This is a genomic window from Acinetobacter sp. Tol 5 (assembly GCF_019702905.1).
Lineage (GTDB): Bacteria > Pseudomonadota > Gammaproteobacteria > Pseudomonadales > Moraxellaceae > Acinetobacter > Acinetobacter bereziniae.
The window spans coordinates 934,450-952,560 of the sequence record NZ_AP024708.1; the positions used below are offsets into that span (position 1 = coordinate 934,450).

Annotated in this window: 20 protein-coding genes and 2 pseudogenes; 10 read left to right on the forward strand and 12 right to left on the reverse strand. The window is 36.2% G+C overall.

The features are described 5' to 3' along the window. Positions 1-31 precede the first annotated feature (31 nt). From TOL5_RS04390 to TOL5_RS04405, 4 genes are all read right to left on the reverse strand, one after another. Positions 32-1,273, reverse strand: coding sequence for a TPM domain-containing protein (locus TOL5_RS04390; RefSeq protein WP_121775529.1), 1,242 nt, complete (start codon positions 1,271-1,273; stop codon positions 32-34). 137 nt (positions 1,274-1,410) lie between these two features. Next, positions 1,411-1,905 (reverse strand): hypothetical protein, encoded by a 495-nt coding sequence (locus TOL5_RS04395; RefSeq protein ID WP_121775530.1) that lies wholly within the window; start codon positions 1,903-1,905, stop codon positions 1,411-1,413. Positions 1,906-1,907: 2 nt separating this feature from the next. After that, complete coding sequence (locus TOL5_RS04400; protein WP_010590895.1) at positions 1,908-2,252, reverse strand: hypothetical protein; 345 nt, start codon at positions 2,250-2,252, stop codon at positions 1,908-1,910. 275 nt (positions 2,253-2,527) lie between these two features. Further along, complete coding sequence (locus tag TOL5_RS04405) at positions 2,528-3,250, reverse strand: YgfZ/GcvT domain-containing protein (RefSeq protein WP_121775532.1); 723 nt, start codon at positions 3,248-3,250, stop codon at positions 2,528-2,530. A 238-nt stretch (positions 3,251-3,488) separates the two neighbouring features. Here TOL5_RS04405 and acnD point away from each other — a divergent pair, with 238 nt between their 5' ends. The 9 genes and pseudogenes from acnD (at position 3,489) to TOL5_RS04450 (ending at position 12,130) form a co-directional block, all read left to right on the forward strand. After that, a complete protein-coding gene (gene acnD / locus TOL5_RS04410) occupies positions 3,489-6,095 on the forward strand; it encodes a Fe/S-dependent 2-methylisocitrate dehydratase AcnD (protein ID WP_009585899.1) in 2,607 nt (868 codons plus the stop codon). A gap of 176 nt (positions 6,096-6,271) precedes the next feature. After that, entirely contained in the window at positions 6,272-6,418 is a 147-nt protein-coding gene (locus TOL5_RS04415; protein ID WP_162987727.1) for a hypothetical protein, read from the forward strand. Positions 6,419-6,588: 170 nt separating this feature from the next. Then, positions 6,589-6,732 carry a zinc ribbon-containing protein gene (locus TOL5_RS04420; protein ID WP_004829882.1) on the forward strand — a complete coding sequence of 48 codons (144 nt, stop codon included), beginning with the start codon at positions 6,589-6,591 and terminating at the stop codon, positions 6,730-6,732. A 121-nt stretch (positions 6,733-6,853) separates the two neighbouring features. Then, a complete protein-coding gene (locus tag TOL5_RS04425) occupies positions 6,854-7,432 on the forward strand; it encodes a DUF4126 domain-containing protein (protein WP_121775537.1) in 579 nt (192 codons plus the stop codon). Between the two features lie 190 nt (positions 7,433-7,622). Next, complete coding sequence (locus tag TOL5_RS04430; RefSeq protein WP_005033469.1) at positions 7,623-7,835, forward strand: hypothetical protein; 213 nt, start codon at positions 7,623-7,625, stop codon at positions 7,833-7,835. 370 nt (positions 7,836-8,205) lie between these two features. After that, complete coding sequence (locus TOL5_RS04435; RefSeq protein WP_004829873.1) at positions 8,206-8,655, forward strand: hypothetical protein; 450 nt, start codon at positions 8,206-8,208, stop codon at positions 8,653-8,655. A gap of 245 nt (positions 8,656-8,900) precedes the next feature. Next, entirely contained in the window at positions 8,901-9,353 is a 453-nt protein-coding gene (locus TOL5_RS04440; protein WP_228740310.1) for a hypothetical protein, read from the forward strand. Between the two features lie 613 nt (positions 9,354-9,966). Continuing rightward, positions 9,967-10,668 carry a DUF1003 domain-containing protein gene (locus tag TOL5_RS04445; protein WP_009585966.1) on the forward strand — a complete coding sequence of 234 codons (702 nt, stop codon included), beginning with the start codon at positions 9,967-9,969 and terminating at the stop codon, positions 10,666-10,668. A gap of 612 nt (positions 10,669-11,280) precedes the next feature. Then, positions 11,281-12,130, forward strand: a pseudogene (locus TOL5_RS04450) (GGDEF domain-containing protein). A 44-nt stretch (positions 12,131-12,174) separates the two neighbouring features. Here TOL5_RS04450 and TOL5_RS04455 read toward each other — a convergent pair. The 6 genes from TOL5_RS04455 to TOL5_RS04480 all read right to left on the reverse strand — a co-directional run bounded on the left by TOL5_RS04455 (position 12,175) and on the right by TOL5_RS04480 (position 16,374). Beyond that, on the reverse strand, positions 12,175-12,588 hold the full coding sequence (locus tag TOL5_RS04455; protein WP_121775533.1) for a roadblock/LC7 domain-containing protein: 414 nt from the start codon (positions 12,586-12,588) through the stop codon (positions 12,175-12,177). Between the two features lie 17 nt (positions 12,589-12,605). Beyond that, entirely contained in the window at positions 12,606-13,139 is a 534-nt protein-coding gene (locus TOL5_RS04460; RefSeq protein WP_004829865.1) for a GTP-binding protein, read from the reverse strand. Positions 13,140-13,153: 14 nt separating this feature from the next. Further along, a complete protein-coding gene (locus TOL5_RS04465) occupies positions 13,154-14,122 on the reverse strand; it encodes a hypothetical protein (RefSeq protein WP_005033459.1) in 969 nt (322 codons plus the stop codon). A gap of 456 nt (positions 14,123-14,578) precedes the next feature. Then, entirely contained in the window at positions 14,579-15,238 is a 660-nt protein-coding gene (locus TOL5_RS04470; protein WP_121775534.1) for a hypothetical protein, read from the reverse strand. A gap of 15 nt (positions 15,239-15,253) precedes the next feature. Continuing rightward, a complete protein-coding gene (locus TOL5_RS04475) occupies positions 15,254-15,694 on the reverse strand; it encodes a ClpXP protease specificity-enhancing factor (protein ID WP_004829860.1) in 441 nt (146 codons plus the stop codon). Between the two features lie 26 nt (positions 15,695-15,720). Further along, positions 15,721-16,374: a glutathione S-transferase N-terminal domain-containing protein gene (locus tag TOL5_RS04480; RefSeq protein WP_004829857.1), complete on the reverse strand. Its 654-nt coding sequence runs from the start codon at positions 16,372-16,374 to the stop codon at positions 15,721-15,723. A gap of 169 nt (positions 16,375-16,543) precedes the next feature. On the opposite strand from TOL5_RS04480, the pseudogene TOL5_RS04485 reads away from it, so the two are divergent. Continuing rightward, positions 16,544-16,861: pseudogene (locus TOL5_RS04485) on the forward strand (hypothetical protein); the annotation flags it as partial. Between the two features lie 211 nt (positions 16,862-17,072). Here TOL5_RS04485 and rpsI read toward each other — a convergent pair. Together rpsI and rplM are read right to left on the reverse strand one after the other, a co-directional pair. Next, positions 17,073-17,459, reverse strand: a complete 387-nt coding sequence (gene rpsI, locus TOL5_RS04490) for a 30S ribosomal protein S9 (protein WP_004829853.1) — start codon at positions 17,457-17,459, stop codon at positions 17,073-17,075. Positions 17,460-17,471: 12 nt separating this feature from the next. Beyond that, positions 17,472-17,900 (reverse strand): 50S ribosomal protein L13, encoded by a 429-nt coding sequence (rplM, locus tag TOL5_RS04495; RefSeq protein WP_004829852.1) that lies wholly within the window; start codon positions 17,898-17,900, stop codon positions 17,472-17,474. Positions 17,901-18,111: the final 211 nt, after the last annotated feature.

The window sequence follows — 18,111 nt, forward strand, 5'->3', positions numbered from 1 at the left end:
TTCCTCCATCACATGTTAAGCACCTTGACACTTACCATGAACCTGATGCACCAGCACCACCTGAACTGCCGCCTGAATCTCGTTCATCATTGGATGATGAACTGCTGCTGGAGGATGAACTGCTACTTGAAGATGAATCTTGATGACTATTAAAGGATGAATGATGATTTGAGGAGTAATTATGGTCTGAATTGGAGTTTTTCCGTAGCGCCTGAACTCTTTCAAAAGCCTCCTCACGTGCCTGTTGTCGCTCTTTTTCTCTGAGATATTGATTGTAGTAAGTTGTTAAGTATTGATTTTCATTGCGATGTTTAAAGCGATACAAAAATTGTAGATAACGTAAAAAGATTGAAATTAAGCAGATAGCTAAACATTTCAACAGAAAAACTGCAGTTGCAGGGATGAAATCAACTAGATAGAAAATACCTAATCCAAAGATTGAAAAAATTTGAAGCGGCAGGCTATACAAAATGCATTTCAACATTTTATGGCTTTGATCTTTAGGTATGAAGACTGCAATTAAAAATGGTGCATATACTGGAATAAGCACACTTAAAAAGAAACCTAAATTAGCAAGATTTAAATAAGAAAAAATCAATAGATGAATAAATATCTCTACCACAAAAAAAGCGACAAAGACTGCTAATCCGCCTCCAGTCCCCAGTTTGACAACCAATTTGGTATAGACCCAATACATTGGAATACAAAGCAAAATAGAAAGAAACAGGTAACCATAAAAGCTGAGATTGAAAACAATTTCTGGGTGTTTTGTGGTGATCTCTCTCAATGAAATATTTTGATTGAAAAGCGTTTTCTGGGTTTGAGAAAGACCTTGATAATAATCATTATTTTTAAAATTTGGTGCAAGGGTATTTCGAATCATTCGCCCCATTTGCACATCTGTCAAATCACCTTCTAGACCATAGCCAACTTCAAAGCGCATTTTTCGGTCATCTTTAGACACGACAAGCAACACGCCATTATTAAGTTCTGAATTGCCTATTTTAATTTGATTAAAGACTTGTTCAGCATATTGTTCTATTGATGTATCTCCAATCGTAGGGATCATTAATATTTTCAAATCAATATTTTTCTGCTGATAAAGCTGTCTATTTTGATTTTTTAATGCTTCGATTTGATTGTTGTCTAGGGTAGAAGTCGTATCAACAACATGCTGTTGTTTGAGTTGCTGTAACAGTTCAGGCGATAGCGCATGACTACAGATACTTAAGATACTGACTAGAAGTAATACGATGATTCTTTGAGATGTCATGGTGTGAAGGTATCTATTCATTTTGTTGTATTAAAATTGAGATTAATCTCATTCAGTTTATTCAATGATCAATATATTTCGATAATTGAAGTAGGGGGGAAATTGTTTAAGCTAAATTTTTTTCTATGGATGCATATCTAACGTCTGAAAGGTGATAATGAAATATCTTGTGCCTTGGCTAAATTTAAAAAACGTAAGAAAATAAAAAATTCAATTAAATTAATACCAATACGCCAAAATTGTTCGTTAAAAATTCTTAGCGTTGTATTGTAGAAGACGAATACATCAAATCCAGCTCCATTTGCACCAAAGCCAGTTTCGAAATAAATAAACAAACCTGAGGTAATTTTGGGAATATAGGCAATCAAAGGTGTATAAAATGCTGGAATTAAACTTAAAGAAATCCAAAACAAGATTTTTAAACCTGTTTGTCTTTTGTCCCAATATTGAAGTGCACCAAACAACATAAAAACCAGTTGAATGTAAATTAAGACATATAAGATGAATACTAAAATATGAAAGGGATTGGTAAAGAGTTGATAGGTAATCAAGCCCAATCCAATGATGGCAGAAATACCATAATATAAAGCGATAAGTTTGTATTTAGGATCGTTAAATTCTAAATTATTCATTTTCATTTTTCCTTTAATGGAATTTGTGTGTTATTTAATATTTTTCTAAATCGATAAAACATAAAAATTTCAATAAAATTAAGACCAAACCCCCAAGGACTATCACCATTCAAGGTAATGGTCGTATTGTACCCTGCGTGTAGTTTTAAGGTAGAAAAAAATGATGTATCTGTCCATTCAACGAAAAATCCAAATATGATGGCAATATTGGGGATATATAAAAATAACGGTGTGCTTAATAAGAAAATTAAACTAAAACTGATCCATTTTAATATTTTAAGTCCTGTAATATTCAATTGCCAATATTGATAAGCAGCGTAGAGTGTAATGATCAGTTGAGTCAACATCAATCCATAAATCATTTTGGAGAATAAGTTGATGTTATTAAAATCAATGAGATAAATTAATATACATATCGCAAAAATTGAAAATCCACCATAATATAAGGCAATAAATTTATGTTTGGAGTCCTGGAAACTCTGATTCATAGTTATAAAAAAGATAAATTAATATAATGATTTTTATCATTTTATAATAAATTAAAAGATTTTTTAAGTGTGATTTTAATGAAATAGCATAAAGATAACGTTATCAACGCTATCTTTATATAAAAATTAAATCGTTACTGTGGTCTAGCAATATCACCACTCAAATGCTCAGGTAGAGCTAAAACAGTCACGCTCAACTCTTCTAGAGCATCAGGACGGGCAACAACCAGTGCAATATAGTCATTTTCAAAAGCTGCACTGTTCACGACTTGAACGCCCTTATTTAGTTGTTCAGCAGGAGCAGGGACTTCACCAGTACCCTGAATAAGATGTAACCAAGCCTTAGGTTTTGCTTTAAACCAAAGACGCGCAATTACTTCCTGACCAAGATAACAGCCTTTGTCATAATTGATACCTTCACGTTGATGTAGGCGTAATTCTTGAGGTTGAAACAAACCGTCAGTCACTTTATTAATATAGGCTTGACCATTTTGAATTGCTGAAATTTCCCACGCTGCAATATCAGTTTCAGTGGCAGAAAAGTCAGTTGTAGAACCATTGAGTATTGGAAAAACATGCCCAACCAACTCAAGTTTCATTTTAGAAAAAGCACCATATTTTTTGATGTGCTGAGCAAATTCTTCAGCTTGATCTTGCGTGGTCACAATTTCTAAATGTTCAGGATTAATCTTTTTTAACCACAAGCCAAAATGAATTCGACCTTTCAAATCACAGATAGCTGTATATTGACTAATATTTTCAGCTAAATTTTCAACATTTACAGTAACTTGACCTTGTAAGAACTTGACCGCATCAACACCGATTAAGGTAAAAGAGGAGAAAGCTAGATCGCTCATGAATTGCTCGCTTGTCTTAAATCTAATACTAAAGAATTAATCTTATTTTCCGCTATTTTTCAAAAAAAAGCAGTTTTAGTGCAAATATTTTAATGAAGTTGTTACTAAATATTTCTAAAACCCCTGTTTTTATATCTAAGCTTATGAAATATAAACGATTTGGGAAATGGGTTTTCGACAGTGTACTATGCCAAGCATTAGACACGCAGTACAAAACGATGCAAGAGGCACAAAGGCAATGAATAAAAATTATCGTAAACCCCTGCAAGGTACCCAGCTCGAATACTTCGATGTGCGTCAAGCCGTAGAAGACATCCAGCAAGGCGCATATGCAAAACTTCCATATACATCAAAAGTATTGGCTGAACAATTGGTACGCCGTTGTGATCCAGCCATTCTCGAACAGTCACTCAAAGAATTAATCCATCGTAAGCAAGATCACGATTTCCCATGGTATCCCGCACGTGTCGTGTGTCATGACATTCTTGGACAAACAGCATTGGTAGACCTTGCCGGTTTACGTGATGCGATTGCAGACCAAGGTGGTGATCCAGCAAAAGTGAATCCTGTCGTTCCAACCCAGTTGATTGTTGACCACTCTTTGGCAGTGGAATACGGTGGTTTTGACCCAGATGCTTTTGAGAAAAACCGTGCTGTAGAGGACCGTCGTAACGAAGACCGTTTTCACTTTATCGAGTGGACCAAAACTGCGTTTGAAAATGTCGATGTTATCCCAGCAGGTAACGGCATCATGCATCAAATCAACTTGGAGAAAATGTCTCCAGTGATTCAAAATCGTGAAGGTCTTGCTTTTCCTGATACCTGTGTCGGTACCGATTCACATACACCGCATACCGATGCACTCGGCGTAATTTCTGTAGGTGTTGGTGGTTTGGAAGCCGAAAATGTCATGCTTGGTCGCGCATCTTGGATGCGTTTACCTGACATTATTGGTGTAGAGCTGGTCGGGCAACGCAAAGCAGGCATTACAGCAACAGATATCGTTTTAGCGTTAACCGAGTTTTTGCGTAAAGAGCGTGTGGTTGGTGCCTATTTAGAATTTTTTGGTGAAGGTGCGGACAGCATGTCAGTTGGAGATCGTGCAACGATTTCGAACATGACGCCTGAGTATGGTGCAACTGCGGCAATGTTCTACATTGACCAGAACACCATTGATTATTTAACGCTGACAGGTCGTGAAGCGGATCAAATCAAATTGGTTGAAACCTATGCCAAAGAAATCGGTCTTTGGGCATCGGATATGAAACAAGCGGAATATCCACGTGTACTGCGTTTTGATCTTTCTACTGTAACACGTAATATTGCAGGTCCATCGAACCCACATGCCCGTGTATCAACAGCAGACCTCAAAGAAAAAGGGATTGCAGGTGTTGTTGAAAACCGTACTGATGGCTTAATGCCAGATGGTGCAATCATTATTGCTGCGATTACGTCTTGTACCAATACTTCTAATCCACGTAATACGGTTGCCGCAGGTTTATTGGCACGTAAAGCAAATGAATTGGGTTTAACACGTAAACCATGGGTGAAATCATCATTTGCACCAGGTTCTAAAGCAGCAGCTTTATACCTTGAAGAAGCAGGTGTAATGGATGATTTAGAGAAACTGGGCTTTGGGATCGTGGCGTATGCATGTACGACCTGTAATGGTATGTCAGGTGCTTTAGATCCAAAGATTCAGCAAGAAATTATCGATCGTGATTTATATGCGACTGCGGTACTTTCTGGTAACCGTAACTTTGATGGTCGTATTCACCCTTATGCTAAACAAGCATTCTTGGCTTCACCACCATTGGTTGTGGCTTATGCAATTGCAGGGACAATTCGTTTTGATATCGAAACCGATGCATTGGGGAATGATAAAGATGGCAATCCAATTTATTTAAAAGACATTTGGCCATCGGATGCTGAAATCGATGCTTTAGTGAAAGAGTCAGTAAAACCTGAGCAGTTCCGCAAAGTCTACATTCCAATGTTCGACTTAGGTGTGGCTGAAAAGTCTGAAAGTCCACTATATGATTGGCGTCCGCAAAGTACTTATATTCGTCGCCCACCATATTGGGAAGGTGCGCTTGCTGCACCACGAACACTATCGAATATGCGCCCACTGGCAATTTTACCTGACAACATTACCACGGATCATTTATCGCCATCGAATGCGATCATGATGGATTCTGCTGCGGGTGAGTACCTGCATAAAATGGGTGTACCTGAAGAAGATTTTAACTCTTATGCAACGCATCGTGGTGATCATTTGACTGCGCAACGTGCAACATTTGCCAATCCAAAATTGTTTAATGAAATGGTGGTTCGTTCTGACGGTACGATTAAACAGGGTTCTAAAGCACGTGTTGAACCTGAAGGCGAAGTGATGCGTATGTGGGAAGCGATTGAGACTTATATGAATCGTAAGCAACCACTGATCATCATTGCAGGTAAAGATTATGGTCAAGGCTCAAGCCGTGACTGGGCTGCAAAAGGTGTTCGTCTTGCTGGGGTTGAAGCGATTGTTGCTGAAGGTTTTGAGCGTATTCACCGTACCAATCTTGTGGGTATGGGTGTTTTACCACTTGAGTTTAAAGCAGGTACAGATCGTAAAACTTTAAAGCTTGATGGTACTGAGCTTTATAGTGTGATCGGTAATATTGCACCACGTACAGATTTAACTTTGGTGATTGAGCGTGCAACGGCTGACGGTAAGAGTGAAATCATTGAAGTTCCTGTAACTTGTCGTCTGGATACTGAAGAAGAAGTACATGTGTATGAGGCGGGTGGTGTTTTACAACGCTTTGCACAGGATTTCTTGGAAGGTCAAGTGGCTTGATTTAATTACATTTCTTAATCCTCAAAACCCTCCTTCGAAAAAGGAGGGAGTTTTCAGTATTTCAAAAGTGAGTATTACTTTGTATGTGATCAATGTGGGGATTAAAGAAAAAAGTAATTGATAGTGTTGTAAAAAGACCCTACTGTTAAGTGGGGTTTTTATTTTTAGGAAGGAAAATGATTTTATTCACAGAAAATGATCCTGAAAATCCATATAAATCAATGATGGTTGAACATTTTTTAAATGTATTGTCACAAATGCCAGATGATTTTTATGAGGAAGATAGAACTGATGAACCACCTCAAGAAAGAGAAACAATTTAATTAATTTGTGGATTCTAATTTATGGAAAGTCGTTAACAAGAAAAATCGTATTACTTTTTGAAATCATTTCTTGCAAAAATGACACCATCATTTTTTAAAATAGACAGTAGACATACATTAAAATTTGACTATACTTTATTCACCATTTCTAAAACCTATGGAGAACAAAAATGGTTACTGCTGGTCAAAAACCTGGAACAGGCTTCTATTTTTGTGTCCAATGTGGACATCGCGTTTACTTAGAAATTGGTACAGATCGTTTACCTCCGTGTACCAAATGCCTTGGCAATCAATTCAACAACAAGAATGCCTAAGCAGCACCAACAAAACAGCTACTCGCAGTTTTAAGAAAAAGCCCTATCATCCAATAGGGCTTTTTTGTTAATTTAATAAAAAGTTTAAAAATATAATGAAAATACAGGCAGAAATATCATGATCGAAACACTTCTTAGCTTATGTATAGGGATTGGTTTAAGCGCAGCCTGCGGTTTTCGTGTGTTTGTTCCACTCTTGGTGATGAGCATTGCATCATTGATGGGATGGTTTGAACCAATGAAAGGTTTTGAGTGGTTAGCGATACCCTCTGTGTGTATAGGCTTGGCTGTTGCAACTGTTTGTGAGATTGGTGCGTATTATATTCCTTGGGTAGACAATGCCTTAGATACCATTGCTACACCTGCGGCAATGGTGGCAGGAACACTGACCACCATGGCGGTGAGTAGTGGTGAAATGTCACAGTTTGCCAGTTGGGCGGCTGCAATTATTGTAGGTGGAGGAACAGCAACAGCAGTACAAATGGGAACAGTTGCAGTTCGGGGATTATCCACAGCAACCACAGGTGGTATCGCAAATCCTGTCGTGTCTACAGGCGAATGGATCGGAGCAATTGTTGTTTCAGTATTATCGCTCATTGTTCCCGTTTTGGTGGTGATTGTTGGAATTATCGCGGTGGTTATTGCCATCCGTTGGATTAAAAGAAAAAGACAAGAAAGTACAAATCATTCTACCGTTTAAAGATAAACATGATAATTAAAAGACTTATAAAAATTAAATACTTAGATTGATTGTGGAAAATCAATAAGAACAAAAAATAAAAAGATTGATTTTTATACAATAAAGGCATATTTTTATTATGGAATTAATAAAGGCATAATTTAATTATGGGTTTATTCGTTTATTTTACGAATAAATAGGGGGAAACTTTATGATGGACAAATTTATTATCAATCAAAATCCGCAAGCCAATGGGGTGTATGAAGTACATAATGCTACTCAAGGTTGTAATTATTTACCCCATATCACTCAGCAAAATCTCTTGGGATTTTTTGCGACCAGTGATTTGGCGCTAAAGCGGGCAAAGATGAATTGGCCAAGAGAAAAAATTAAAGTTTGTATACACTGTTGTTCAGAGGCTTAGAATTTGAAATAAATTCTGCATCCATGTTGGAGCATTACACAACTGCTGCATGGATGTTTTGATTTCGCTATAAAAATATGATGTAGACTCATCATTTAATACAATGATAGGAAAGGAGAAGACCTTTAAAATAGGTGTTTGCTTGAGATTTATTATCCTCAAATTAGAAGGGATATTTAAATGTTAGATATTCATTTTTAGTTCAAACAACATTTTATGGACTGCTTCAAATTTTAGATGAATTGTTGTGATCCATGTTGTATTGAAAATAATCAATTTAAAAAAAATAATGATAATAGCTGTTTTAAAACAATGATATAAATGCTATTAATTAATCATAATATCAACATCACATGGATAGGTGAGAACAATGAGAAAGTTCGATGTCGAAATCAGTTTGCCTGCGCAAGCAGTGGAATCTTTTGAAGCTGAAGATATAGAACAGATTCGGGCAAAATTTTATGCCATTAACTGGCGTCGTTTATTTTTGACTCAACTTCAAGCTGCTGATTCAGATATCTCATTTGCAGTACAAGATACAGAAACAGAATTATATTTGCATATACAGTTAAATACGCAATCGAGTAAAGCCGAGCCTGTCTTCCAAATTGACAGTAATATTCAATTGACTGTAGAAAGTAAGGAGTTTTTAGGATTTTTAACACGCAAAAAGAAATACGATGTGGTGTATAAGAATTTGAATCAAACACAGGTTTCAGAACAACTTAGTCTGTTTTTAAATGGGCAAATTGATGCAATGACAGAACAGTATAGACAATTGATGCACAAAAAAATGTTGCAAGAACATCGTTTAGCCTAATTTTAGATTTACGAAATCTACAAAAATCAGGAAGTCAAAGCTTCCTGATTTTTTTCAATTGCTCTAAATGCAAATACTTAAATAATTGACCAATGAGTAAAATAAACTTGGTGCATGTAAAAAATAAAAAAAGTGAATTTTTTCACAATTTACATTTAAAAATAAATAACTTAGTTTTAAAAATATGATCTGGTTCTCTATGTTTTTTGAAGAGTATTGTTACACTACAAAAAGATTTTAAGTGTATGCGTTTTAGAATAATGAGCAATTTTGAAATTCACATTCAGTATCCAAATCACACCAGTGAGCATGATATAGAACGGTTCAGCAATCTTGAGATTGCAGAAGTACTGACGAAATTTGAAAGCATCAGTTGGCGACGCCAACGCGTTTTACAATTGCAATTAGAGGGTCTCAGTACGATGTTCAAGGTGATTCATCCTACATCAAATGAATTTTTGACCATAACGCTGAATGCTTATGCTAAAACAGAAGATTTCGAGTTCAAGGTAGAAAGTAATATTACGTTGATTATTCCGCAGCGTGAGTTATTCGGATTAATGACACGTAAGAATAAAGCGCTATTTGCCATCAAGCAGAGTACACTTGAGCAGATTAAGACAAGTTTAACAGCGTTCTTAAATCAGGATAGAGCCACTTTAGAAGACATTTTCACTCAAGTTAAACAAGCTCATTAAGAAAATCAGTATTCAACTGAAAGCATGTTTACATATAACTAAAAAAGTAATGTTGCTGTGTTGGGGCGGAAATGCAAATTTAGAAATTAAATTTGCATTTTTTCTCTAATTCATGCAATAAAAAATCATTTAATTAACCGAGTTGGGAAATTTTTTTTATATTGATTGTTTTAAAGAAAAAATTTCCTGAAAAAGACAAAAATCAATCTATCTTAGGAAAATAATCCCGAAGCAATTTGATTAATATTGTTTTCAAGGATGTAAGGGATCGAAAAGAGCAGATTGCTACCAGTTGCGTATAACGTGCGTGTAGTACTTACCCACAAGGTCTCGATTCGGCTTAGGACGCTATAGATCAAAAGTTTATAGGCAATAGGGTTAAAACTTACAAAGTTTTAATAGTTGAAGTAAACCACAGTTGTTTTCCCGCTCATCCAAAAAATTCAATAAAAATATTTACCTAAAATATTTCATCAAATAAATCTATTGAACTTTGTTTCTTATATCAGAAAAAACATCTAACCAAGATACTCTTCATACACAAAGCCGCTCAAATATATTCTATGCTTGGTCTTAATCAGGGATTAAAAAGAACCACGATAAGAGTAGCGTTATGAACGAAAAACTTGAGAATCATATTTGCTTTGTGTGTAAAAAGAGTTTTTCCCATCGTGATGTGGTTCCAATGGGTACCATTCGCAAAGTGATTACAGAAGAAATTGCACGAGATTTCCCAGACTGGTCTGCACAAGATTATATTTGTAGAGCTGATTTAACCAAGTACCGTATGCAATATGTGCAATCTCTATTGCAATCTGAACAAGGCGAAGTATCGAGTTTAGCTTATGAAGTGCTCAACAGCATGCAACAGCACGAACTGATCACTAAGAATACTGAAAATCAACTCGATGAAAACTGGACTTTGGGAGAACGCTTAGCAGATAAGATTGCAACTTTTGGAGGAAGTTGGGCTTTTCTAATTTGTTTTAGCTTGTTCTTGGCAATCTGGATTATTGTGAATACTGTGGTAATGGTCAAACAGCCTGCAGACCCTTATCCTTTTATTTTACTTAATCTTATTTTATCTTGCTTGGCGGCTGTGCAAGCCCCTATTATTATGATGAGTCAAAATCGTCAAGAAGCTAAAGATCGTCTACGTTCGCAAAATGATTATCAAGTCAATTTAAAAGCTGAACTTGAAATTCGACATTTACATGAAAAAATAGATCATTTGTTGATGCACCAATGGGATAAATTGGCAAAAATTCAGGAAATTCAATTGGACTTGTTGTCAGAAATGAATAAGAAAAAATAGTTTAGCGTCATTGATGTATGTGAGAGCTGAACAGAAAGGATTTCTATTTTTTTCATACTGAGACTGAGAAAAAAATAGAATTAAATATAAAACCATTTAAAAATTCTTTAATCTCGTACTTTGACGGGAAATTTTTTTAAATTCAGCTGAAAAGACCTCATCTTAGGAAAATAATCCTGAACAGCTTTGGGTATTATGGTTTGCAAGGGTGATCAGGGATCGAAAAGAGTAGATTGCTACCAGTAACGTACAACGTGCGTGTAGTACTTACCCACAAGGTCTTGATTCGGCTTAGGACGCTATAAACCAAAAGTTTATAGGCAATAGAGTTAAAACTTATCTAGTTTTAATGCGTTGAAGTAAACCATCAGTTGTTTTCCCTAACACCCAAAGATTTCTATTTTATAACAGTATTTATCCTCCTATATATCACTTTACTTTTATTACTATTTTAACTACAGCTAAGTAAATAGTCTCTGTTTTTTGTTTAAAAAAATATGTTAAATATATTTAAAACATTGACTTATTGATGTTTTTTTGAGTTATTGCTTTGCTAGATTTTTTAATTAATCTATACGATAATGAAATAATAACACAAAGGATTGTGATCATATGATTAAGCAGTTGGAAACGTATTTATTTATGAGTTCCATTGTTGTTCGGCGTACTACTTTACTTTTGATCATTATAGTTTTAGGAATCATTGATCTCTCAACGGGCTATGAATATTCTTTTGCTGTTTTTTTATTTAATTCCAGTTTCGATTGCCGCATGGTATGACCATAAGTATGTTGTCATGATTGCCGTAATTTTATCTGGACTCACATGGTTATATGCCGATTATAGTGCAGGGCATGAGTACACCAATTCGATTATTCCTTTCTGGAATGCTTGTGTGCGACTGGGTTTCTTTAGTGTTGTAGCGATTTTATTACGTAGAATAAAAATCAATTTAAATGAAATGACGCTTATGGCGATGAAAGATCCCTTAACCTCATTGAATAATACACGGGCGTTTAATTTAGCCTATCAGGCATTAAAAAAGAGACATAGTAAAACAGAACAAACATTTGCTGTTGGTCTAATTGATTTAGATGGCTTTAAAACTGTAAATGATACCTACGGACACAGTAAAGGGGATGATGTCCTAGTAGAGTTTGCGCAGGTGTTAAAATCGACCACACGCCATTCTGATGTCGTTGCGCGTATGGGCGGTGATGAATTTATTGTGATCTTACAAGACATTGATCTAAACGCCATTGAAGATTACGAAAAACGTTTAAGAAAAAGCTTTTTGTTAAGTGGATTAAAACAGCAGTTCGGTATTGATTTTAGTATGGGGATTCGTACTTATGATGAATTACCTGAAAATATTGATGAGGCTACTCATCAGGCAGATCTACTGATGTATCAGTCTAAAGTAAATGGTAAATCGCAAACCACAATTAATGCGAAACCTTAACAGGGATTACCGAACAGTTTAACCAAGATGGGTGAGCCCTCTTTCTATGATTGATCTTGTTGGATAATGGCTTGGCTGGCTTCTTTTAAGTGATAAAGCAATTGTCCGAGTAGTACCTCTTTACTGCTTAATGTGACGATGAGCATAGGATGCTTGGTGCATGGTACAGCTGTTAATACGGCTTTGCCATTCTCAGCATCTAAAGTAATACTTTGACAGCCAATCAAATTAATTTCAGATAAAAATGCACTGACCATCGCTAAAATGGAACTACTCACCGCTGCTAGTTTACTGGAGTGAAATTGATAGCGTTTACTCACAGAAGCTAACTCAAAACCATCACTTGAACAAATCATAATGAATTCAATATGATTGACATGGTTGAGTGCCTCTTGGATTTGTTGTTTAGCAAATGCAACCAATGCTTCTGGTGCTGCCCGTTGCTCTGGTAAATTCATACGCACCTCTTGATTGATTATAAGTATTTAATTTCCAATGCTGTAATCAATGTTTCTAAGAGCAACAGTACATCTGCCTTCTTTCGTGCATCGATAAAGAAAACAGGAAAGTTGAGTTGCCGTTCTAACAACCATTGTCGATATTGGTGAGTTGGTTTAGCCAAATCATCATCGATATGGGTGATACCAATTACAATGTTGTCGCCGTATTGTTTAAAGGTATTGATGTAATAGTCCAACTCTTCCAAAGGTGTCTGTAAACTATGGTCAATCAATAGGATTGTGCCAATAGCCCCTTTACAAATCACTCCCCACATAAAGTCGAAACGCCCTTGACCTGGTGTTCCATAAAGCCCAACTTTATTACCATCATCAAGTGTGACTTCTCCATAGTCGATTCCTACTGTGGTATTGAGTTTTTTGTGGCTATGTTCATCCGTATTAAAGGCTTCTGTCGCCAATACAGGAACCTCTGAGAGCGATTTAATCGCTTCGGTTTTTCCTGCCCCCATCGAACCTGCAAAAACAATTTTGTATTTTTGAATAATCATCGCGTATCTATCCCTTAAAACTTAAATTTACTCTTTAATTTGTTAAAAAAGCTTTTTAAGATTCCTTTATTTTCAGTGTGTTGTTCTTCGCTCTGTGTTTTGTCGAACTGGCTGTCTTTTGCGGAAATGACCTCCGCATTATGAATGGCTAGATTGGCTGCTACAAAATGCTGAACAGTTGCAACAGGAATATTGAGTTTATCTGCAACATGTTGAATTTGTGCACCATAGATAAAGCAAGCGGTGAGTTGTAATAACAGTTTCTTATCGAGTTGATTGGGTTGAACCCAAAACTTCAAACGATAATATTTGTCAGCCGCAGGTACAGTAATGAGTTGTGGATTTTTCCAAATCAAATTAAATAACCAGTCTTCTAAGTTGAACTGGCGTTTACGTGAAACCTTAATAAAGTCGGAGGTGAGTGCTGCTGCATAATGTATTGAAAGGTCTGTCTGATACTCATCACGTGTCGCCTCAAGCCAAGCCAAATGTGCATGGTGGTCTATAATGGCAATAGTTCCTAAATGATCACTGAGAATGACTTTGCGGCTGTCCTGTGTATAGAGATCAGCAAAGAAATCAATTTCTTTAATTTCAAGTTGAGTTTCAGTGTCGTCTATAGACAGATCTAAACTGGTTACAGGTGAATCTGCTTGCTGAAGTAATTTGACATTGACCCAATCTTTAAGCGTACATTCATCATAAATTGGGATGCAAAGTAAGTTATCTTGAGCACTCTCTGTGTGTTCACTGTGTTTTGATATTTTTAAATAAGGAATATTTTTATTTTGAATAATATTTTGAATATTATCATTTTCAAAAAACTGCTCATTGATCAAAATACAGTTGATATTTTGATCTGAAACACTTGTCCAATTTATACCAATATGGGTTGGTAAAATTTTTCGCAGCCTGATTTTAAGATCATCTGAGGTGGTTAAACCTAAGCCTGAAATTGCGATATTGATACATTGATTGTTCATAATATCACTTATCTGAGATTAAAAGATTAAAGTGTGTAATACATTTTAACAGTCATCATGTGTTTAAATTAACGCTAGATTTATTCTTTTTCCAGTTAAAACATTTTTTAATGTTTAAATGTATAGCATTTAGTCGTTTTATTTATTTCGGTTTTATCCTCCTTTGTAAATTGTTAATTTTATTTAAAGTTTAGAGAATTTCATCGCTTTAACTTAACACTAGTTATTATTGAAAATCTATCTTAAACATGAAGAATTTTTTAAATGATTTTTATTAATAGAAGATTAACTTAAAAGTTTTTAGGATTTCGATTATTATTGTGCATATTTAATCATTTATAATTTTATTATTGTGATATTTATCACTTGTAATAATTAAATAAACTTAAATATTTTTTGCATGAAAAAAAGCGATCATTTAGATCGCTTTTAATAAATTTAGATTATCAGTAACATTTAAGCAAAAACTTTGCTGACAGCTTCAAAAAGAATATAGAGCACAACAAGTGCGACTACAGGTTCAGCAACTTTTGCCCAAGTTGGTTGAACTGTTTCAACAACAGTAATTTCTGGGTGGTCTGCATGCGTATCTGTAGTTTGAACATTGACCATTTGATTAAACTCCTTCATGGTTTCATCTAATGATATCTCTTCTTGCACTGTAGGTTGAGAGCCAATCAGTTCGGTTAGTTCATTTGTTGACCAAACCCAATCTTTTGCTTGACCAGATAAATGTTCAATTTGCCCAATCACCAGTTCTCTTAAACCTCTTTTTCCCAAACTTCCTGCAGTGTCTAACTGTTTTAATTCAGCAAATTGTAGTTCAAGGATTTCAGTTGTTGCTGATTCAAGCATTGTTTGCTCTAAATCAGATTTGTTCTGTGGTGATGTTGTGAGATGTCGTGCAATTTCTTGACTATATAGATGATCTTGCGAAAGAATCTCCTGATAAAGTGCATCATCATCCTTACGCCACAGGCTAATAATCTTGCCTAAAGTGAGCGCATTGATTTCTTCAATATGTGCAGTTCGTTCAACAGCTTGTAGTTGTGATAATAGCTGAGGCTTTTGAATCTTTATCTGCTCAGCAAAGTATTGTACGAGATCAAAAGCCATTCAGTTCTCCTTGTTCTATTCTAAAATGCGTAAGCTCGATTTTTTCTTTGGCGCATCAGTCGTGATTTCTGTTTCATCGCTTTTGTTTGATTTTAAAGCATCTTCTTCGATTTGCACATTGGCATATTCGTCAGGATCAAAGAATAAACCTTGTCCATTTTCACGCGCATACAGTCCTAATACCGCATTCATGGGGATATAAAGATCTTTCGATGCGCCACTAAAACGCGCAGAGAAAGTAATTGCATCGTTACTCATATTTAACATATGAACTGAATGTGGTGCCAGATTAAGAACAATTTGCCCATCTTGTACAAATTGTTGCGGAACATCGGTATAAGGTTGCGTCGCATCAACAAGTAGATAAGGGGTTAAATTGTTATCGCAAATCCATTCATATATTGCACGTGCAAGGTATGGTCGAGTCGGGGTTAAGTTCAATTCTGGTTCAGACATTAGAAAATACTCTATTGTTTTGCGATCTAGGGTTTTGCCAAAAGTTCACTATATCGGCTTTTTTCTTGAAAGGTCATTGACTTCAAAAAAGCGGGTCGGCTAAAAATCCGTTGGCAATATAGTAAAATTGGACGGCATTGCTGTTTAGGCAGCTCAATTCCCATATGTTTTAACCGTACGAAAATTGGGGCTAACATACAATCTAAAATTGTAAAGTTATCAGACATAAAATACGGATAGTGCTGAAAAAGTGGTGTTAAAGATACTAAAGTATCTTTCAGTTGTTGCTGAGCTTTTTTCTTTTCTGCTGCGTTGAGCGTATCTGGGTGGCGGAGCATGGTGTCTGCAAGCTTAAACCAATCTTGCTCAAAACGCCAAATATACTGTCTTTGTTCTGCGCGTGGGGCAGGTGCATCGGCATACAGTTTATTTTGCCGATAACGGTCATCTAGGTATTCAGAAATGATATGGGTTTTAAACAATTTCAAATCGTTTTCAATCAACATTGGCAGTTGATTGTATGGATTAAGGCTTGCTAAGTCTTCATCATCTTCTTCAACGATTATTAAAGTGTGTTTAATCTGCTTTTCTGCAAGCAGAAATCTGATCCAATGTGAACGAAAGTCATCCTCGTGGCTATACAACGTAATCCCTTGTTGAGGCGCATTTTCGACTGACATATTCCAAAAACTAGAAAAAATGAATAGACTAGGATACTAAAAATAGGCAATAAAATCACCTTAACTTTAATAAGCTTACGGTATGCGCTGAATTTAAATCAATATAAGGTCTGGGTCATTCATGAATTTAATAAATAATAGCAGTAAGTTGCTTCTTGCTGTTTTTCTTATGATGAATCTTTCTAATACATATGCAAAGAAACAAATTGTAGATGCTCAAGTGCAGGAAGCGGCTGCTGAAGCTATGGAGGCTGCCGGAGCTGAAGCTACTGTGGCTAGTGACGCAGAAGCCGCATGTCGTGCTGATGATGCTTGTGATGTTGCATCTGCTGTTTCAGAGGATGAAAGGTACGGTGGAATCGAACAGGAATATGTTGTTAAGGGGTGTAAGGTCACGATTTACAATGATGGACCTGTAAAAATGGTCAATGTAAAGACCAATAAGCCATGTGATGCACCGATTCCGAAAGATCATAAGTTTTCTAAGGAAACTCGAACTTATCAGGAAAATGGCTGTACGATCACAGAATCAAAATATGCCGACGGGATTGCTGATGCTGTCATGGACTGTTCTAAACGAGATACAACAAAATAACTTTGAAACTTTGAAACTTTGAAACTTTGAAACTTTGAATAGTTTTAACCCATAAAAAAACCTCGGCAAATGCCGAGGTTTTTTGTCCGATTCGGTAAACGAATTAACGTTTAGAGAATTGAGGACGTTTACGTGCTTTACGTAAACCAAGTTTCTTACGTTCAACTTCACGAGCATCACGAGTAACGAAACCAGCTTGACGAAGAGCAGGTTTTAAAGTTTCGTCAGAAGCGATCAACGCACGAGTAATACCGTGACGGATAGCGCCAGCTTGACCACCGATACCACCACCAGCAACAGTGATGTAAAGGTCATACTTTTCAGTTACGTCTAAAAGCTCAAGCGGTTGACGAACAACCATACGAGCAGTTTCACGACCGAAGTACTGTTCAAGAGTACGATTATTGATTACGAGTTTACCAGTACCAGCTGATAGGAAAACACGTGCAGTTGCGGTCTTACGGCGACCTGTACCATAGTTAGTAGCCATGTGCTGTATCCCTTAGATGTCCAAAACTTGTGGCTGTTGAGCAGTATGAGGATGCTCAGTACCAGCGTACACTTTCATTTTCTTGATCATTGCATAACCAAGAGGACCTTTTGGCAACATGCCTTTTACAGCACGTTCGAAGATTTCTTCTGGTTTGTGAGCAACTAATTTTTCGAAATTAGTTTCACGAATACCACCAGGGAAACCAGTGTGGCGATAGTATTTCTTATCAAGTGATTTGTTACCAGTCACTTGAACTTGCTCTGCATTGATCACAACGATGTAGTCACCAGTGTCAACGTGAGGCGTATAAGAAGTTTTGTGTTTACCGCGTAAACGACGAGCGATTTCAGTCGCAAGGCGACCTAAAGTTTTGCCAGAAGCATCAACAACGTACCAGTCGTGTTGAACTTCAGCAGGCTTAGCGCTGAGAGTTTTCATTAAACCACTACCTATTATAGTTGGTTTGGACTATGGAATCTGTCCAAACAAAAAGGAGAGCAAATTCTAGCTGAAATGAGATAGATTCACAATCGAAATATTGAATTTCAAGCGCATTATTATATTGAGTGTTGTTAAAAAAAGCAAAGCTTCTTTTTACCTTAAATACTGAGGTATATTTTGTGATTGGAATTGTAAAGAACTTGATCAA